This window comes from Streptomyces sp. XM83C, from assembly GCF_023072675.1.
Taxonomy (GTDB): Bacteria; Actinomycetota; Actinomycetes; order Streptomycetales; family Streptomycetaceae; genus Streptomyces; species Streptomyces thermocoprophilus.
Genome location: NZ_JALLGL010000117.1, coordinates 1 through 18,334, shown reverse-complemented (window position 1 = coordinate 18,334; position 18,334 = coordinate 1). Strand labels below are relative to the sequence as shown.

Here is an 18,334-nt window from a genome sequence, read left to right as displayed (position 1 = left end):
GCGTGCGGCCGAGAGCGGCGTCAACGAGGCGAGCAGGGACCACCAAGGCTCCGGCACGCGTGCGGCCGAGAGCGGCGTCAACGAGGCGAGCAGGGACCACCAAGGCTCCGGCACGCGTGCGGCCGAGAGCGGCGTCAACGAGGCGAGCAGGGACCACCAAGGCTCCGGCACGCGTGCGGCCGAGGGCGGCGTCAGCGAGGCCGGCGGGGACGGCCATTGCACTGGCGATGGCGGCGCCCTCGGGCACGCCCGGCGGGCGCGGGAGGTCGTGGGGCGGCTGCGGGACGTCCTGCGGTCCGTGCCCGCCGACGCGCCGCTCACCGTCGGCCTGCTGCGGGCCCACGCGGACACGCTGCCGGAGCAGTCGCATCTGCTGCGGGAGTACGCCCTCGACGTGGCCCGCGAGCTGAACCGGCTCTGCGACGCCGTACCGGAGGACTCACCTCAGGCCCGGCGGGACCGGGCGCGGGCCCGGCGCCATCTCGCCCGCCGCTGCCTGGCCGTCGGCGACTGGGAGGAGGCACGCCGGGCCGCCGAGGACGCCGTGACCCTGTGCGAGGACGCGGTCGACGCCGGGACCGCGCAGCTCACCGAGGAGGCGGAGGCCCTGCTGGTGCTGTCCGAGGCCTGCCTGAGAGCCGGGCGGTACACGCAGGCGCAGCGGGCCGGGGAGCGGGCGCTCGCCCTGTACCGGACGCTGGTCGGACAGGACGGCCCGGAGCGGGAGCGCCGCGAGCACGGGCTGGTGCGGGCGCTGGTGAACCAGTCGTACGTCGCGTGGCGGCTCGACCCGGACTCGGTGCCGTTCGACCGGGTCGCCCGGTCCGACGAGCACACCGAGGAAGCCGTACGGCGCGCCCGGGAGCTGACGGACCGCCACCCGGACCTGGACCCGCTGCTGCTGCCGCGGGCGCTGGTGGCGCGCGGCACCAGCCTGTGGCACTTCCGGCGCGACGCCGAGGCGCTGACGATGACCGAGGAGGCCGTGGCAGCCGCCCGCAGGCTCGCGGCGGAGAACCCCGACGCGTACAGCGCCGACCTGGCGCGGGCCCTGATGGGGCTGGCCGTCGACCACAGCGCCGCCGGCCGGCCGCGCGGGGAGGTCATGGCGCTGGAGCGCGAGGCGATCGCGCTGCTGGAGCCGATCGCGCGGGACCTGCCCGACGTGCACGGCCCCGACCTGGCGCAACTGCTGCTCAACCTGTCCCACAGCCTGCGGGCCGACGGCCTCGCGGCGGCACGCGCGTGCGTGCGGGAGGCCGTCGCGATCCGGCGTTCCCTGGTGCGGCCCGGCGGCACCGGTGTGCCCGAACTGGCCCGCGCGGTAGGCGCGCTCGGCCATCTGGAGGCGGAGGCGGGCGACGACCGGGCGGCGGCCGGGCACTTCGCCCATGCGCTGCGGCTGTTCGAGCAGGCGCCGCTGCCGCTCAGCGCGATCGAGCTGCATGCCCGCGCCGGGGTCGCCTCCGCGCTCGCCCTTGCCCTGGACGCGCTGGGACGCGCCCCGGAGGCGCAGGCCGCGCTCGCCCAGGCGCTCGGCATCCGGCACCGCCTCCTGGAGTACGCCCCCGGCCTCTACACGCAGGGGTACGTCGCGACCCTGCACGACGGCTCCGACCTGTACCGCCGGCACGCCCGGCACGCGGCCGTCCGCATCCTGCTGCGGCAGGCCCTGCCGCACTATCGCCGGCTCGCCCGCGAGAACGCCGCCGGCCGGGAGGGGCTGGCGTTCTGTCTGCACGACCTCGGGTCCAGCTTTCTGTCCGGGCAGGCGCTGCGCGCCGACCGCGCGGTGCCGCTGCTGCGGGAGGCGTACGGGCTGCGGCGGGACCTCGCCGCCGGGGACGCCCGGCACACGGTGCTCCTCGCCGACACCTGCGCCCAGTTGAGCGTCGCGCTGCTGAGGACGGGGCGGTACGGCGAGGCCGTACCCGTCGCCGAGCACGAGGTACGGCTCCGCGACGAGCCGTCCGGGAACGGGCGGGCCGCGCGGGAGGCGAGCCTCTGTTTCGCGTTGCTGCGGCTGGCGGAGGCCCTGGAGATGGCCGGGCGCCGCCCCGCCGCGTGGCGCACCGCCCGGCGCGCGGAGGAGGCCTGCCGTGCGCTGCTCGCGGGGCCCGGTGTGCCGCCGGAGCGGGCTGCGCTGCTGTCGCACGCGCTGGCCCGGGTGCTGAGCCTCACCGGGCAGGGGCGGTGGGATCGGGCGGTGCGCGCGGTGGCGCCGGCGCGGCGGGCGGTCCGCGGCTACCGGGAGCTGGTCGCGCGGGACCCGCACCACCTCCAGTACGAGCTGAACTGCGCGGTACGGCTGCTCGCCGCCGTACTGGAACGCGTCGGCCGGCACGCCGAGGCCGCCGACGTCCTGGCACGCAAGGGAGGTTGACGCATGACGTCACCGCACGACGAGGGACCGGACGTGCCCCCGGACGGCATCCCGCACGACGAAGGACCGAAACCGACACTCGACGGCATCCCGCACGACGAACAACCGAAACCGACACTCGACGGCATCCCCCACGACGAAGAACCCGCCGTGCCCCCGGACGGCATCCCCCACGACGGAGGACCGAACGTGACCCCCGACGGCATCCCGCACGAGGAAGAACCCGCTCCGGCGTCGGACGACATCCGGCGTGACGAGGAGGACGGTGTCCGCGCGGAGGACCTGTTCTACGCGAACGTCGTGGAGTTCTTCACCGACCGGCTGTGCCACCTGCTGTCCCCGCCGCCGCCCGGCTCGGGGCGGGTGTGGTGCCCCGAGTGGTACCGGCACGCGCAGGCGGTGTCCCGGCTGGACGCCGTGTGGCGGGCATGGGAGATGCTGCGGTTCGACGGGGCCCTCGGGATCTCCAACTGGTGGCTGCACCACGCGGACCCGCACTGGCGTGCGCTGACCGATCCCGTCACCGGGCCGTTCGCCCACTGCGCCGACGGGCACGGCACGGCGGAGTCGCTGCCGCACGTGCCGCCGCCGGAAGGGATCTTCACCGATCAGCGGCAGTGGCGGTCCCGCGACCCGTTCGCGCTGGACTGAGCGGCGCCGGGGGCGGGCGCCCGCCCGCTGTGCGTGGTGTGCCGACCGGCCGCTACACCGCCATCAGCGGTGCGTCCTCCCGCCACTTGAGGATCTTGTCGAAGCTCACCACGGCGCCGCCCCGCCCGCCCGGCAGGCCGCCGATGTGGACGTGGTCGGCGAGCTGGCGGATCAGATGCAGACCGCGGCCGTGCTCGGCGTCCTCGTACGGGGCGCGCGGGCCGCACGCGTCGGCGGGGTCGAAGCCCGGGCCTGAGTCGGTGACCTCGATCCGGCACATCTCGCCGTCGAGGTAGGCGGTGACGCGGTAGGCGGCGGAGCTGCCGGACGTGGTGCCGCCGCCGTGTTCGACGGCGTTGGCGCAGGCCTCGGTGAGGGCGACGGAGAGGTCGTAGGAGATGTCGGGGTCGACGCCCGCCGTCTCCATGGTGCCGAGCAGCAGGCGGCGCGCCAGCGGCACGCTCGCAGCCTCGCGCCGCAGATGGAGTGACCACCAGATGCTCATGCTCCAGCCTCCCGGCCGCGGCTCGACATACCGTTACGTATTGCCGCGCTTACTCATCCGTAAGCCCGGAATTGACGTGATGCCGCCCATATGGGGGATGCGCCGCAGGTCACGAACGGTGTATGGGGGACACGTTGAGCCAGGTGGGTGCCGGTCGTATCAGAACATGACCTTACGGTCCTACGGAAGCTTGTGGACCTGCCGCCCGGAAGCGGGGCGGGCAATGCGATGATGGGCCCCGCCATGACTGCCCCCCACGCGCGTCCGGGCGCGCACGAAGAGCGCACGGGACGCGGACTGCGCCTGCTGCGGGCCGCGGTGTTCGCCGCGGTCTGTGTCGTGCTGGCCGCGTGCGGGCACACGCTCGCCTCCTGCGCCACGGTCCCGCCGTGGGCGCTGGGCGCGGGCTTCCTCGGGGCCCTGGCGGTCGTGGTGCCGCTCGCCGGACGTGAGCGGTCCCTGCCCGGCATCGTGACGCTGCTCGCCGTCGGGCAGACCGTCCTGCACACCCTGTTCGGGCTGGGCCAGCACGCCGCCGGCGTCTCCGCCAGCTCCGGGGTGTCACCCTCCGACGGCTCGCTCGTCGCGCAGGCCGCGCGTCTGATGTGCGGGGCGACCGCCGCGCAGATCAGCCCGGTCCGGGCGCAGAAGATCCTCACCGACGCGCGTGTGCTGCCGTCGGCGGCGCACCACCCGGTGGACGCGCTGCCCGTCGGCCCGGACTCCCCGGCGGCCCTGCTGCCGTCCCTGCCGATGCTGCTCGGCCACGTCCTCGCGGCGCTCGCCGCGGGCTGGCTGCTGCGCCACGGCGATCTGGCCCTGCTGCGTCTGGCCTCGCTCGCCGCGCTGTCCGCGCGGGAGGTCGCCGACGGGGCGCTCGTACGATCGCTGCGCGCCGCGCTCACCCTGGTGCGCGCCCTGCTCGCCGGGCTGCCGGCCGCGCCGCAGCACGGCCCGCGGCTGCCGCGCACCGACTGGCCGGCGGCGTGCAGACCGACCGCCGCCGCACTTCAGCACAGCGTGATCCGACGCGGCCCGCCCGCCGCTCTCGCCCTCGCCGCCTGACGCGCCGCGACCACCCGCCGTATCTCCGGGAGAACCGACCGGGGAGCCGGGGCCGCGCCGTCGTGCGGCACGCGACACGGCACACGCGCGTACCTGCCCCGGTGCCTCCCGGTGCTCCTCGGGCCCGGCCTCCTTCGGCCGGTCCGGTGTCCCGCGGGCCCGTGGTCCCACCGGTGCCCGGCACGGACCTGCACGGACCGGTACGGACCGGCTCCGACCGGTACGGACCGGCTCCGACCGGCACGGACCGGTGCCCGGCTCCTGCGCATCGGCGGCCGGCCCGCACGGAGCGGCGTCCGCGCGCGTATGTCTCAGCGGTTCCCAACAGACCCAGTCGGACTCACTCGAAGTGGAGTGCTGCCTTCCATGAAGGTTTCCCGTCTCGCCGTCCCCGGCGCCCTCGCCGCCACGGCCGTCCTCACGCTGTCCTCCCCCGCCCTCGCGCACGTCTCCGTGCAGCCCGAGGGAACGGCCGCGAAGGGCGGCTACGCGGTCGTCGACTTCAAGGTGCCGAACGAGCGCGACAACGCCTCGACGACCAAGCTGGAAGTGAACTTCCCGACCGACCACCCGCTGACCTCGGTGATGCCCGAGCCGATCGACGGCTGGCAGATCGCCGTCACCAAGTCCAAGCTGGCCAAGCCACTGGAGGTGCACGGCGAGAAGGTCACCGAGGCCGTGTCCAAGGTGACCTGGACCGCCACCGACGGCGGGGTCCGCCCCGGCTTCTTCCAGAAGTTCCCGGTCTCCGTCGGCAAGCTCCCCGAGGACACCGACCAGCTCGTCTTCAAGGCGATCCAGACGTACGACAACAAGGAGGTCGTCCGCTGGATCGAGGTCCCGCAGGAGGGCCAGGACGAGCCGGACAACCCCGCCCCCGTGCTGAAGCTGTCCGCCGCCGCAGACGCGCACGGCAGCGCCGGGGCCCAGAAGTCCTCCTCCGGCGCCTCGGCCGACGACACGAAGGCCACCGCAGCCAACACCTCCGCCGCCGCGGACGACGACACCGACACCACGGCCCGCGTCCTCGGCGTCATCGGCATCGTCGCCGGTGTGGCGGGCGTCGCCTACGGCGTCCTCGCCGGCCGCCGCCGCAACGCCGCCTGACGCTCCCGCCGGCCGCGCGCAGGGGCCGTACCGCCTCCCTCGGAGAGCGGCCCCTGCGCGCGTCGGCTCCGTACCTATCCGGGACATTTCACTCCATGCGCAAGAAGACCATCGCCGCGGCGGCCCTGCTCGCCGCCGCCTCCCTCACCCTCTCCGCCTGCGACAGCGGCGGCGACTCCGCCGCCGACCCCGTCTCCGTGGTCTCCGAGGAGACCGACTCCGGCAAGGCCGCCACCGTGCTGGACAAGCCGTTCGAGAAGCCCGATCTGGTGCTGACCGACACCCACGGCAAGCAGTACGACTTCCGCAAGGAGACCCAGGGCCGGCCCACCCTGATCTACTTCGGTTACACGCACTGCCCCGACGTGTGCCCGCTGACGATGAACAACCTCGCCGTCGCCAAGAAGAAGCTGCCCAGGGCCGATCAGGACAAGCTGCGGATCGTGTTCGTCACGACCGACCCCGAACGGGACACCCCGGCCGCCCTCGGCGCCTGGCTCAAGGGCATCGACCCCCAGGTCGTCGGCCTCACCGGCGACTTCGCCACCATCCAGGCCGGCGCCCGCACCCTGGGCATCTCCATCGACGCGCCGTACAAGGACAAGAACGGCAAGGTCGTCTCCATGCACGGCACGCAGGTCATCGCGTTCTCCCCGAAGACCGACGCCGGCTATGTGCTGTACGGCAAGGACGCCACCGTCGACGACTACGCCCACGACCTCCCGCTGATCATCAAGGGGGAGAACCCGTGAGGCGTACGGCCGCCCTGACCGCCGCCGCCCTGACCGGCGCGCTGCTGCTGACGGGCTGCGGGTCCGGCGACGACGACGCCAAGGCCGAACTGTCGGTCAGCGGCGCGTACATGCCGCAGCCGGTGTCCGACATGGCCGCGGGCTTCCTGACCGTCGCCAACGACGGCGGCGCCGCGGACAGGCTGACCTCCGTCACCAGCGACGCCGCGGGCAGCGTCACCCTCCACGAGACCAGCGGCGGCGCGATGCGCGAGACGACGTCCATGGAGGTGCCCGCCCACGGCAAGCTCGTCCTCAGCAGCGGCGGGAACCATCTGATGTTCGAGATGCTGAAGCGCAAGCCGAAGCAGGGTGAGACCGTCGACGTCGAACTGCACTTCGCCGAGTCCGGCACCGTGAAGGTCGCCATACCCGTCAAGCCCGCGACCTACCGACCGGCCGACGGCCACTGAGGGAGGGGACCTTCGTGACGCAGACCATCGCCCCCCGCGCGCGGAACCTCGTGCTGCTGCTCCTGGCCGTCGCCGGCGCCCTCCTCGCCGGCGCCGCCCCGGCCTCCGCGCACGCCGCGCTGACCGGCAGCGACCCCCGGCAGGGGGCGGTGGTCCAGCAGGCACCCGCGCAGGTCACCCTGACGTTCTCCGAGAGCGTCGCCGTCGGTGGCGACTCCCTGCGCGTCCTCGACCCCAAGGGCAACCGCGTCGACACCGGCGACCCCACCGAGGTCAGCGGCACGACGTATGCCGTGAAGCTGCACAGCGGACTGCCCGACGGCACGTACACCGTCACGTACCAGGTCGTCTCCGCCGACAGCCACCCCGTCGCCGGCGCCTACACCTTCTCCGTCGGCGCGCCCTCCTCCACCACGGTCTCCGTCACCGGTCAGGAGGCCGGCGGGGGCCTGGTCGGCGGGCTCTACGGCTTCGGACGGTACGTCTCCTACGCCGGGTTCATCGTGCTGGTCGGCGGCGCCGCCTTCGTCCTCGCCTGCTGGCCGGCCGGCGCCGGGGTGCGGGCCGTGCAGCGGGTCGTCGTCGCCGGATGGCTCGCGCTGACCGCCGCCACGCTGTGGCTGCTGCTCCTGCGCGGCGCCTACACCACCTCCGGCAAGGCCGGCGACATCCTCGACCTGGACCTTCTCGGCCAGGTCCTGCAGACCAAGACCGGCGCCGCCCTGGTCTCCCGGCTGCTGCTGCTCGCCGCCGCCGCGCTGTTCATCGCCGTGCTGTTCGGCGCCTGGGACAAACGGGAGGCCGAGGAGAAACGCGACCTGACCTTCGGGCTCGCCGTCGGCGGCGGGGTCGTCGCCGCCGGGCTCGCCGCGAGCTGGGCCATGGCCGAGCACGCCTCCACCGGCCTCCAGCCGGGCATCGCCATGCCGGTCGACGTGCTGCATCTGCTCGCCGTCGCCGCCTGGCTCGGCGGGCTCACCGCGCTCCTCGTCGCGCTGTACCGGGCGCCCGCGGGCACCCCGGTCGCCGCGGTCGCCGTACGCCGGTTCTCCGCCGTCGCCTTCGGCAGCGTCGTCGTCCTCGCCGCCACCGGCACCTACCAGTCCTGGCGGCAGCTCGGCTCCTGGTCCGCCTTCACCGGCACGCGGTACGGGCAGTACCTGCTCGCCAAGATCGGGCTCGTGGCGCTGCTCGTCGGCATCGCGTGGATCTCCCGGCGGTGGACGGGCCGGCTACGGGACGCCGCGGCGCTGTCCTCGACGGGCTCCGCGGACGACGGTGAGCTGGAGAAGGTGGGCGCCGACGGCCGGGCCGGAGAGGGCACGGGCAAGGGCCGTGCCCCTGCTGATGCCCGTGGCGCAGAGGGCGCGGGGAGTGGTCGCGGATCGGCCGGGGTCCGTACGGGGACGAGGCCGGTCGCGGCGGACCCGGACTCCGCCTCCGGCACGGACCCCGACGGCGGCACCGACCCCGAGCGCGCCGCGCAGCTCGCCCGGCAGCGGGCCGTGATGGAGGCGGCGCGGCGGAAGCGGGAGCGGGACGCGGACCCCGAGCGGTCCGGGCTGCGGCGCTCGGTGCTCGCCGAGGCGTGCGTCGCCGTGGTCCTGCTCGCCGTGACGACCGCGCTGACGCAGACCGAGCCGGGCCGCACCGAGGAAGCCGCCCGCGCCGCGGCCTCCTCGGCCCCCGCGTCCTCCGCCGCGCCCGGCACCGCCACGGGCGCGGTGACCCTGGACATGCCGTTCGACACCGGCGGCAAGGACGGACAGGGCGTCGTCACCATCGACCTGGACCCCGCGCGGGTCGGCGCCAACGAGATGCACGTCTATGTCACCCACCCCGACGGCAGCGCCTGGGACATCCCCGAGGTGAAGATCGCCTTCACCCTCGAAGCCAAGGACATCGGGCCACTGCCCGTCGTACCCGACCACATCACCACCGGACACTGGTCGGCGAGCGGAGTACAGCTGCCGGTCGCCGGCGACTGGAAGGTCGCCGTGACCGTACGGACCTCCGACATCGACCAGGTGACCGTCGCCAAGAACGCGAAGATCGGCTGAACCGCACCATGACCGAACAGTCCGCACGGACGGCCCCCTCCGCCGACGCCACCTCGGACCCCGCCCCGCAGGGACTCTCCCGGCGGGCGCTGCTCGGCACCGCCGGTGCCACCGGCCTCGTGCTCGGCGCGGCCGGTGCCGCCGCGGGATACGCCGCCGCACCCTCGCCGGCCACACCGCTCACCTCGGTGGGGTCGGGTCGTGCGATGTTTCACGGGAAACATCAGCCCGGCATCACCGAGGGCCTTCAGGCCCGCGGCCATCTCGTCGCCTTCGACCTCGCCGCCGGGGCGGGCCGCAAGGAGGCCGCCGCGCTGCTGCGCCGCTGGTCGCAGACGGCCGAGCGGCTGATGGCCGGTGAGCCGGCCCCGCACGGCGACACGGACATCGCCCGTGACGCCGGCCCGTCGTCGCTCACCGTCACCTTCGGGTTCGGGCACAGCTTCTTCGCCCGGACGGGGCTGGAGAAGCAGCGGCCCGCCGCGCTCGACCCGCTGCCGGAGTTCTCCTCCGACCGGCTGGACAAGGCCCGCAGCAACGGCGATCTGTGGGTGCAGATCGGCGCCGACGACGCCCTTGTCGCCTTCCACGCGCTGCGCGCGATCCAGAAGGACGCGGGCAGCGCGGCCCGGGTCCGCTGGCAGATGAACGGCTTCAACCGGTCGCCGGGCGCCACCGCCCACCCGATGACCGCCCGCAACCTCATGGGCCAGATCGACGGCACACGTAATCCGAGGCCGGCCGACGCCGACTTCGACCGGCGGATCTTCGTGCCGGAGGACGGCGAGCCCGCGTGGATGGCGAACGGCTCCTACGCCGTCGTGCGGCGCATCCGCATGCTCCTGGACGACTGGGAGAAGCTGAAGCCCGCCGAGCAGGAGAAGGTCATCGGGCGGCGCAAGTCCGACGGGGCGCCGTTGTCCGGCGGGACCGAGACGACCGAGATGGACCTGGAGAAGACGGACCCCCAGGGGAACCTCGTGGTCCCGATCAACGCGCACGCCCGGATCACCCGGCCCGACCAGAACGGCGGCGCCGCGATGCTCCGCCGGCCGTTCTCGTACCACGACGGCATCGACGCCGACGGGACGCCGGACGCGGGGCTGCTGTTCATCTGCTGGCAGGCGGACCCGCTGCGGGGCTTCGTGCCGGTGCAGCGCAAGCTCGACCGGGGAGACGCGTTGTCGGAGTACATCCGGCACGAGGCGAGCGGGCTGTTCGCGGTGCCGGGAGGCGCGGCGAAGGGGGAGTACGTGGGGCAGCGCCTGCTGGAGGGCTGACCGGGGGCCGGGGCGGCCTGACGGGGGGAGCGACACGCCTGTCTGCGGGGACGGGTGTTTCAAACCACCCGGTCGAGTGGCTCTGCGGGGACGCGCGAGCCCTGGGTGCGTGGGCCCATTAGGGTGAAGCCATGCCAGCGAGCTATGCGTACCTCGGCCCCGAGGGCACTTTCACGGAAATCGCCCTGCGCACTCTGCCCGAGGCGGCCACCCGTGAGCTGATCCCGTACGTGTCGGTGCAGTCCGCGCTGGACGCGGTGCGCGCCGGTGAGGCCGAGGCCGCGTTCGTGCCGATCGAGAACTCCGTCGAGGGCGGTATCACCACCACGCTCGACGAGCTGGTCGCGGGCACGCCGCTGATGATCTACCGCGAGGTGCTGCTGTCGATCACCTTCGCGCTGCTGGTGCGGCCCGGCACGAAGCTGTCCGACATCAAGACGGTCTCCGCGCATCCGGCCGCCCAGTCGCAGGTGCGCAACTGGCTGCGGACGCATCTGCCCGACGCGGACTGGGAGTCGGCCGCGTCGAACGCGGACGCCGCCCGGCTGGTGCAGGAGGGCCGCTACGACGCCGCGTTCGCCGGTGAGTTCGCCGCCGCCCGGTACGGTCTGGAGGCGCTGGAGACCGGCATCCATGACTTCCCGGAGACCGCGCAGACGCGGTTCGTGCTGGTGGGCCGCCCGGCCCGGCCCGCGGCACCGACGGGCGCGGACAAGACCTCCGTGGTGCTGTGGCAGCGCGACGACCATCCGGGCGGGCTGCGCGATCTGCTCGGCGAGTTCGCCACCCGTGGGATCAACCTGATGCTGTTGCAGTCCCGTCCGACGGGCGCCGGCATCGGCAACTACTGCTTCTGCATCGACGCCGAGGGCCATATCTCCGACCGCCGGGTGGCGGAGGCTCTGATGGGGCTGAAGCGGATCTGTCTGGAGGTGCGGTTCCTCGGCTCGTATCCGCGCGCGGACGTCCGACCGGGGGAGGCGGAGCCGCCGCGGCCCGGCACGTCGGACGCGGAGTTCGTGGCGGCGGCGGACTGGGTGGCGCGCTGCCAGGACGGGCGTTTCTAGCCAGAGCCGGGACTGGCGACCGAGGACGCCCGGTCCTACCTGCATATTTAAGTTATCCACAGGAGTTATCCACAGGCCATCATCTCGACCTGGGGACAAGTCGACTCACAAGGGCGACCCAGTCGACAAATCGCCCTTCTGGGCCTTGATACGGTCCCTGCCTCACAGGTCACACTTCGTCCACCTGTTTCCTTTACTCCATCCTTTGGAGCGAACACTTTCCACTCGAAAGTGCGGATAAAAGAGGTTTGCACCGGGAATCCCCAGGACGGGACCCGATCCCGGAGCGATCAATTCCGTAATCCACAGATCTTTCTCACACCCTGTGGATAACTTCTCGGAGGCTGTGGAGCACTGTGGACAGCACCCGGCCTCAAATCCCGCTCCCCACAAGGAAATCCGGTCAACACGCGACCTCGCCGCTGCCCCGTCCCAGGGAGTGGGACGCGCTGCCTTGACGGCCGGGATCCGCCCCGGACACATACGGCAATTCCCTCATAACAGTCCGTATCGGTATTTTTGCGGAGCGAAGCGCGGCGGAATCCGAGCCGTCGGTGACACGGACCCGATGGTGATCGGTGACGCAGACCCGATAGTGAGTCGAGAGCCGGGATGCCGCACCGGTAGCCTGGACCGCGTGATTGACCTTCGCCTGCTCCGTGAGGACCCCGACCGTGTGCGCGCTTCTCAGCGTGCCCGTGGAGAGGACGTCGCGCTCGTCGACGCTCTCCTCTCTGCCGACGAGCGGCGCAGGTCCTCCGGCGTCCGCTTCGACGAGCTGCGCAACGAGCAGAAGTCGCTCGGCAAGCTGATCCCCAAGGCCTCGGCCGAGGAGAAGGCCGAGCTGCTGCGGCGGGCCGAACAGCTCAAGTCCGATGTGAAGGCCGCCGAGGCCGAGCGTGACGCCGCCGACGCCGAGACCCAGGAGCTCCTCCTCCAGCTCGGCAACCTCGTCCACCCCGACGTGCCCGTCGGCGGCGAGGAGGACTTCGTCACCCTGGAGACCCACGGCACCATCCGCGACTTCGCCGCCGAGGGCTTCGAGCCCAAGGACCACCTGGAACTCGGCACGCTCCTCGGCGCGATCGACGTCGAGCGCGGCGCCAAGGTGTCCGGCTCCCGCTTCTACTTCCTCACCGGCGTCGGCGCCCTGCTGGAACTGGCGCTGGTCAACGCGGCCATGGCCCAGGCCACCGCCGCCGGCTTCAAGCCGATGCTCACCCCGGCGCTGGTCCGCCCGCAGTCCATGGCCGGCACCGGCTTCCTCGGCCAGGCCGCGCAGGACGTCTACCACCTCGACAAGGACGACCTGTACCTGGTCGGCACCTCCGAGGTGGCGCTCGCCGCGTACCACATGGACGAGATCCTCGAAGCCGACCAGCTGCCGCTGCGCTACGCCGGCTTCTCCCCCTGCTTCCGCCGCGAGGCCGGCTCGCACGGCAAGGACACCCGGGGCATCTTCCGCGTGCACCAGTTCGACAAGGTCGAGATGTTCTCGTACGTGAAGCCCGAGGACTCCCAGGCCGAGCACCAGCGGCTGCTGGAGTGGGAGAAGCAGTGGCTGACCTCCCTCGAGCTGCCGTTCCGCGTCATCGACGTGGCCTCCGCCGACCTCGGCGCCTCGGCCGCCCGCAAGTTCGACTGCGAGGCGTGGATCCCCACCCAGGGCAAGTACCGCGAGCTGACCTCGACCTCGGACTGCACCGAGTTCCAGTCGCGCCGGCTGTCGATCCGCGTCCGCGAGGACAAGAAGGTCCGCCCGCTGGCCACGCTCAACGGCACCCTGTGCGCCGTACCCCGGACCATCGTGGCGATCCTGGAGAACCACCAGCAGGCCGACGGCTCCGTGCGCGTCCCCGAGGTGCTGCGGCCGTACCTGGGCGGCCGGGAGGTCCTGGAGCCGGTCGCCAAGTGACCTTCCCCTACCGGCTGATCGCCACCGACCTCGACGGGACGCTGCTGCGCTCCGACGAGTCGGTCTCCGAGCGCACCCGTGAGGCGCTCGCCGCGGCCACCGCGGCGGGCGCCGCCCATATCGTCGTCACCGGCCGCGCCGCCCCCTGGACCCGGCACATCCTCGACGACCTCGGCTACGACGGGCTCGCCGTCTGCGCCCAGGGCGCGCAGGTGTACCACGCCGGGGAGCGCCGCCTGCTGACGTCGGTCACCCTTGACCGGCAGCTCGCCGGGGTGGCCCTCGCCAAGATCGAGGCGGAGGTCGGCCCGCTGTACCTGGCGGCCAGCCGCGACGGCGTCGACGGCGAGGTGATGGTCGGCCCCGGCTACGCGGCGCACGGCAAGCTGCCCGCGACCCCGTTCACCGACGCCTCCGACCTGTGGTCGGCGCCGCTGAACAAGATCTACATCCAGCATCCGGAGCTGACCGACGACGAGCTGGCCGACACTGCCCGGCGCGCCGCGGGCGGCTTCGTCACCGTCACGCTGGCCGGGCCGGGCATCGTCGAGCTGCTGCCGCTCGGCCTGTCCAAGGCGACGGGGCTGTCCCTCGCGGCCCGCCGGCTCGGGGTGAAGGCCGCCGACACGATCGCCTTCGGCGACATGCCCAACGACATCCCGATGTTCGCGTGGGCCGGGCACGGCGTCGCCATGGCCAACGCCCACGAGGAACTGAAGGCGGTCGCCGACGAGGTGACGGCCTCGAACGAGGACGACGGCATCGCGGCGGTCCTGGAAGGGCTGCTGGGCTGACGCGACGAGGGCAAGGGCCGCGCTTCCGAGGGAAGTGCGACCCTTGATGTCTCTTCTCGCGGAGGATGCACGGATCGAACGTGCGCGGGGTGACCCCCGACCACGGCGTAGCAAGCCGGTGCCTTACCGCTCGGCCAATCCTCCGGGTGGGCGGCCCACGCGAGAGCGACATCGCGTGCTCGAAGCAGCCGCCCCGGGCAGTCCCCGTGCGGGGCGGGCTCGACGGAGAGGTGACGGCTACTCCGGAGACCGCCGCGGGCTGCCCTGACGGGAGCCGGACGTACTGCCGTGCATGGGCATCGTCCCGCTCCTCTCCCGGCGTGCGACACCGGGCCGTCGTCCGGCCCGGCGGTGTGGACACACACCACTGTGCCGGTACGGCGGTCGGCCCGCCAGCGAATTTCCGGGGCGCCGCACAGGGCCCGAACCCCGAGCAAGGCCGGTCCTCCGCACAGGGCCCGCGCCCCGAGCGGAGCCCGCACCCCGCGCAAGCCCCGCACCCCGCGCAAGACCCGCACCCCGAGCAGCGCCGAGCCGTCGGCTCACTCCTCCCCGGCCAGCGTCAGCGACCGCAGCCGCTGTCCCGCGTACCAGGTGGCCAGCACGGTCACCACGACCAGCAGCACCGTCGCGGTCGTCAGCCCCACGTCGGAGGTGACGAGGTCGCCGCCCGCGACCCTGTGGGCGACCGCGAGCGACCACTGCTGGACGCTGAGGGTGCGCGCACCGGCCACCAGGGAGCCGAACAGCGCCTCCCACACCAGGGCGTACACCAGCCCGAAGACGACCGCGTGCCGGGTGACCGTGCCGAGGAGCAGGAACATCGCGGCGTAGGCGATGGACGCGACGAGCGCGGCCACGGTGTAGGCGACGGCGATCTGCTGGCCGTTGCCGTTCAGGATCAGCCCGGCGATCAGCGTGGGGACGGCGGAGAAGGCCATGGTGACGGCGATCGCGACGATCAGCTTGGTGAAGATGACCGTCGGCCGTTTGACCGGCTTGGACAGCAGATACACCACGGAGCCGTCGTCGATCTCCGGGCCGATCGCGCCGGTCCCCGCGATGACACCGATGATCGGCACCATCGTGGCGAGCGCGAACCCGCCGAGGACGTCCGCCGCGATCTGGTCGTCGGCTCCGGTCAGCGCGCGCACGGCCGTGGCGATCAACAGGAGCAGCATCGGCAGCGCGCCGAGGATGAGGGCCCGGCGGCGGCCGAGGAGGGCCCGGTAGGTGAGCCGGGCGACGGTGGGGTTGTACATCTTCGGCCTCCTACGCCGCGACCAGGTACGAGAACACGGATTCGAGGGACTCGTCGGACGGCGACACCGTCAGCAGCCGGATGCCGTGGGCCTTGGCGACCCTGGGCAGCAGCGCGGTGAAGCGGGCGAAGTCGACGGCCTGGACGCGCAGCGCGCCCTCGGCGTGGTCGACCTCGATGCCGGATGTCGACGGGTCGGCGATCAGCGCGGCGGCGAGGGCACGGTCGTCGCTGGAACGGACCAGGTAGCGGTGGGGGCGGTCGGTCATCAGGCGGCGGATGCGGCGGAAGTCGCCGCTGGCTGCGTGCCGGCCGGCCACGATCACCTCGATGTGCCAGGCGAGCTGTTCGACCTCCTCCAGGATGTGGGAGGAGAACAGCACCGTGCGGCCCTCGTCGCCCATGCGCCGCAGCAGCTCCATCAGCTGCATGCGCTGCCGCGGGTCCATGCCGTTGAACGGCTCGTCGAGCAGCAGCAGCGACGGGTCGTGGACGAGGGCGCTGGCCATTTTCACGCGCTGCCGCATGCCCTTGGAGTACGTGGCGATCTTGCGGTCCTGCGCGTACTCCATTTCGACGGTGGCGAGGGCGCGCCGGGCCTCCTTCTCGCCCAGGCCGTGCAGTTCGGCGTTGGCGAGCACGAACTCGCGGCCGGTGAGGAAGTCGTACATCGCCTCCCGCTCGGGTACGACGCCGATGTGCCGGTAGATCTGTTCGTTGCGCCACACCGGCTGCCCGTCGAGGGTGACGGTGCCGGTGGACGGGGCGAGGAAGCCGCCCATCATGTTGATGAGGGTGGACTTCCCGGCGCCGTTGGGGCCGAGCAGGCCGGTGACACCGGGGCCGATCGTCATGGTGATGTCGTTGACGGCGACCACGTTGCCGAACCAGCGGGAGACGTGGTCGATGGAGAGCGTGGTCACAGTCCCACCTTCTTGTAGCGGCGCACCAGCAGGCCGTAGGTCGCGGCGATCAGGCCGAGCGCGACGAGGACGTACACGGCGCCCTGCCCGCTGGAGGGGCCCTGGCCGCCGGGGAACGCGGAGGGGGCGTCGAGGAACGCGGACTGCACCCCGTCGATGAGGGTGACCGGAGAGAACAGTCCGAGCCAGGCGACCGCTCCGGTGCTGTCCTGCTCGTAGGCGATGGCCTGGACGACGGAGACGGCGCCGTAGGAGATGGTCAGGACGGCGATGACCGCGGCGATGCCGAAGCCGCGCCGCGGGGTGACCGAGGCGATGACCAGGCCGATGCCGGAGAAGAGCAGGGAGAGCAGTGCCACGGAGACGAGTCCTTGTGCGAATCCGGCGGTCTGGTCGGCGAAGTCCAGCTTGGCGAGCAGCGCGCCCACGTAGAGGACGAGCAGCGGTGCGCCGGTGAGCAGGAACATCGCGGAGGCCAGCGCGGCGAACTTGGCGCGGACGTAGTCGGAGGTCTCGATCGGGCGGGAGAAGTACAGCGGCACGGTCTTGAAGCGCAGGTCGCGGGAGACGGCCTGGGGTGCCTGCGAGGCGACGTACAGGCTGATCACCGCCTGCATGATGATCGCGTAGCGGGTGTAGTCGACGGGGAGGTCCTTGGCCTTGGTGGCGACGGCCACCGCGACCATGATCGCGGCGGGTACGCACATCACCACGAACAGCAGCATCGGCAGCACCTTGGACTTCACCGAGCGGCCGAGGCCGTACGCGCCGCGCAGGGACTGCGAGTACAGCGAGCGGCGGGCGTAGGCGCGGCCGAGGCGGGGGCCGTCGTAGTTGCGGTACCCGATGTCGTGGATGCGGGTCTGGTTGTCCCGGCCGTCGGCCAGGTGCTGCTCAACCGCCATGGCCGGCCGCCTCCTTCCGCTGCTGGTCGTGGTGGGTGCCGTCCTGCCGGTCGGCGCTGGTGAAGACTTCCGAGATGTGGTGCCGGCGCTGTTCCATGCGGACCAGGCCGAGTCCGAGGTCGGCGACGAGGTCGCGGATGAGGTCGTAGGTGTCCTCGCCGTCGGCGGTGAGGAGCAGGGTGTGGCCGGCGCCGGGCAGGCCGCTGCCGTCCTGGACGTCCACTCCGCGCGCGAGGAGCGCCTCGCGCATCGCGCGCGTGCCGTCGGGGTGTTCGTCGGTGTCGGTGACCTCGACGGCGAGCGTGGTGGTGGTCTGGGTGAAGTCGGTGGTGGAGCTGGAGCGCAGCAGTTTGCCGCCGTCGATGACGACGACGTGGTCGCAGGTGCGTTCCAGTTCGCCGAGCAGGTGCGAGGTGACCAGCACGGAGATGCCGAAGTCGGTGTGGATGCGGCGGATGAGGCCGAGCATCTCGTCGCGGCCGACGGGGTCCAGGCCGTTGGTGGGTTCGTCCAGGAAGACCAGCTGCGGGTCGTGGACGAGGGCCTGGGCGAGTTTCACGCGCTGCTTCATGCCGGTGGAGTAGCCGCCGATGGGGCGGTAGCGCTCCTCGTACAGGCCGACGTGGCGCAGGGTGTCCGCGGTGCGCTCGCGGGCCGCGGCGGGCGGCAGGCCGGACATGCGGGCCATGTGCACGACGAACTCGGTGGCGGAGACGTCGGGCGGCAGGCAGTCGTGCTCGGGCATGTAGCCGACCCGCTCGCGGATGGCGGGGCCATGGGCGGCGACATCGAGTCCGAGCACCTCGGCGCGGCCCTCCGAAGCCGGGGACAGGCCCAGCAGGATCTTGATGAGGGTGGATTTGCCGGCGCCGTTGGCGCCGACGAGTCCCGTCACACCGGGTCCGATGTCCATGGACAGCCGGTCGAGTGCGGTCACCCGGGGGAACCGCTTGCTCAGGCTTTCGGTCGCGATCACAGTCACGTCGTCGACAGTAGTGACGCACGCCACGTGAGACGTCACCCCGGAGAGCCGTCTTCGTATCCGCCTGCGGTCGTACGGGGGCATGGGGGATGCCGTACTCCAGGGCTAGGTGTTCTGTCCACGGAGGTTGGTGACAGCGATCACTGACGTGTGATCTTGAAATGGGTGAGGGCCCTCTGGCTCGGTGTGGATTGCGAGATCTGCACCGGCGACCAGAAAGGCCCTCGTGCCC

Annotated in this window: 16 protein-coding genes and 1 tRNA gene; 11 read left to right on the top strand and 6 right to left on the bottom strand. The window is 72.5% G+C overall.

Going from position 1 to position 18,334, the window contains the following annotated elements; translation table 11 throughout:
* Both MTQ10_RS15440 and MTQ10_RS15435 read left to right on the top strand, forming a co-directional pair.
* Window positions 1-2,383: tetratricopeptide repeat protein (locus MTQ10_RS15440; protein ID WP_247467970.1), on the top strand; the 2,383-nt coding region annotated here is incomplete at its 5' end.
* Between the two features lie 3 nt (window positions 2,384-2,386).
* Window positions 2,387-3,034 (top strand): DUF4913 domain-containing protein, encoded by a 648-nt coding sequence (locus tag MTQ10_RS15435; protein ID WP_247467967.1) that lies wholly within the window; start codon window positions 2,387-2,389, stop codon window positions 3,032-3,034.
* A gap of 52 nt (window positions 3,035-3,086) precedes the next feature.
* Here the strand turns inward: MTQ10_RS15435 and MTQ10_RS15430 are convergent, their stop codons facing one another.
* Complete coding sequence (locus tag MTQ10_RS15430; RefSeq protein ID WP_247467966.1) at window positions 3,087-3,539, bottom strand: ATP-binding protein; 453 nt, start codon at window positions 3,537-3,539, stop codon at window positions 3,087-3,089.
* Between the two features lie 243 nt (window positions 3,540-3,782).
* On the opposite strand from MTQ10_RS15430, the gene MTQ10_RS15425 reads away from it, so the two are divergent.
* The 9 genes from MTQ10_RS15425 (at window position 3,783) to MTQ10_RS15385 (ending at window position 14,031) form a co-directional block, all read left to right on the top strand.
* A complete protein-coding gene (locus MTQ10_RS15425; RefSeq protein WP_247467963.1) occupies window positions 3,783-4,604 on the top strand; it encodes a hypothetical protein in 822 nt (273 codons plus the stop codon).
* A 366-nt stretch (window positions 4,605-4,970) separates the two neighbouring features.
* Complete coding sequence (locus tag MTQ10_RS15420) at window positions 4,971-5,711, top strand: YcnI family copper-binding membrane protein (protein WP_247467960.1); 741 nt, start codon at window positions 4,971-4,973, stop codon at window positions 5,709-5,711.
* 95 nt (window positions 5,712-5,806) lie between these two features.
* Window positions 5,807-6,463: an SCO family protein gene (locus MTQ10_RS15415; protein ID WP_247467957.1), complete on the top strand. Its 657-nt coding sequence runs from the start codon at window positions 5,807-5,809 to the stop codon at window positions 6,461-6,463.
* Window positions 6,460-6,915 carry a copper chaperone PCu(A)C gene (locus tag MTQ10_RS15410; RefSeq protein ID WP_247467954.1) on the top strand — a complete coding sequence of 152 codons (456 nt, stop codon included), beginning with the start codon at window positions 6,460-6,462 and terminating at the stop codon, window positions 6,913-6,915. The genes MTQ10_RS15415 and MTQ10_RS15410 overlap by 4 nt, the downstream gene beginning before the upstream one ends.
* Window positions 6,916-6,929: 14 nt before the next feature.
* A complete protein-coding gene (locus MTQ10_RS15405; protein ID WP_247467951.1) occupies window positions 6,930-8,975 on the top strand; it encodes a copper resistance CopC/CopD family protein in 2,046 nt (681 codons plus the stop codon).
* A gap of 8 nt (window positions 8,976-8,983) precedes the next feature.
* Entirely contained in the window at window positions 8,984-10,255 is a 1,272-nt protein-coding gene (gene efeB / locus MTQ10_RS15400; RefSeq protein ID WP_247467948.1) for an iron uptake transporter deferrochelatase/peroxidase subunit, read from the top strand.
* Window positions 10,256-10,386: 131 nt separating this feature from the next.
* Window positions 10,387-11,322, top strand: a complete 936-nt coding sequence (gene pheA / locus MTQ10_RS15395) for a prephenate dehydratase (protein WP_247467945.1) — start codon at window positions 10,387-10,389, stop codon at window positions 11,320-11,322.
* A gap of 637 nt (window positions 11,323-11,959) precedes the next feature.
* Entirely contained in the window at window positions 11,960-13,237 is a 1,278-nt protein-coding gene (gene serS, locus MTQ10_RS15390) for a serine--tRNA ligase (RefSeq protein WP_247467942.1), read from the top strand.
* On the top strand, window positions 13,234-14,031 hold the full coding sequence (locus tag MTQ10_RS15385) for an HAD family hydrolase (RefSeq protein ID WP_247467939.1): 798 nt from the start codon (window positions 13,234-13,236) through the stop codon (window positions 14,029-14,031). The genes serS and MTQ10_RS15385 overlap by 4 nt, the downstream gene beginning before the upstream one ends.
* Window positions 14,032-14,090: 59 nt before the next feature.
* Here the strand turns inward: MTQ10_RS15385 and MTQ10_RS15380 are convergent.
* The 5 genes from MTQ10_RS15380 to MTQ10_RS15360 form a co-directional block, all read right to left on the bottom strand.
* Window positions 14,091-14,175 (bottom strand) — tRNA-Ser (locus MTQ10_RS15380).
* A gap of 398 nt (window positions 14,176-14,573) precedes the next feature.
* Window positions 14,574-15,293, bottom strand: coding sequence for an ABC transporter permease (locus tag MTQ10_RS15375; RefSeq protein ID WP_247467936.1), 720 nt, complete (start codon window positions 15,291-15,293; stop codon window positions 14,574-14,576).
* A 10-nt stretch (window positions 15,294-15,303) separates the two neighbouring features.
* Complete coding sequence (locus tag MTQ10_RS15370) at window positions 15,304-16,215, bottom strand: ABC transporter ATP-binding protein (protein ID WP_247467932.1); 912 nt, start codon at window positions 16,213-16,215, stop codon at window positions 15,304-15,306.
* On the bottom strand, window positions 16,212-17,120 hold the full coding sequence (locus MTQ10_RS15365) for an ABC transporter permease (RefSeq protein WP_247467931.1): 909 nt from the start codon (window positions 17,118-17,120) through the stop codon (window positions 16,212-16,214). The genes MTQ10_RS15370 and MTQ10_RS15365 overlap by 4 nt, the downstream gene beginning before the upstream one ends.
* Window positions 17,110-18,186 carry an ABC transporter ATP-binding protein gene (locus MTQ10_RS15360; RefSeq protein ID WP_247467926.1) on the bottom strand — a complete coding sequence of 359 codons (1,077 nt, stop codon included), beginning with the start codon at window positions 18,184-18,186 and terminating at the stop codon, window positions 17,110-17,112. The genes MTQ10_RS15365 and MTQ10_RS15360 overlap by 11 nt, the downstream gene beginning before the upstream one ends.
* Window positions 18,187-18,334 lie beyond the last annotated feature (148 nt).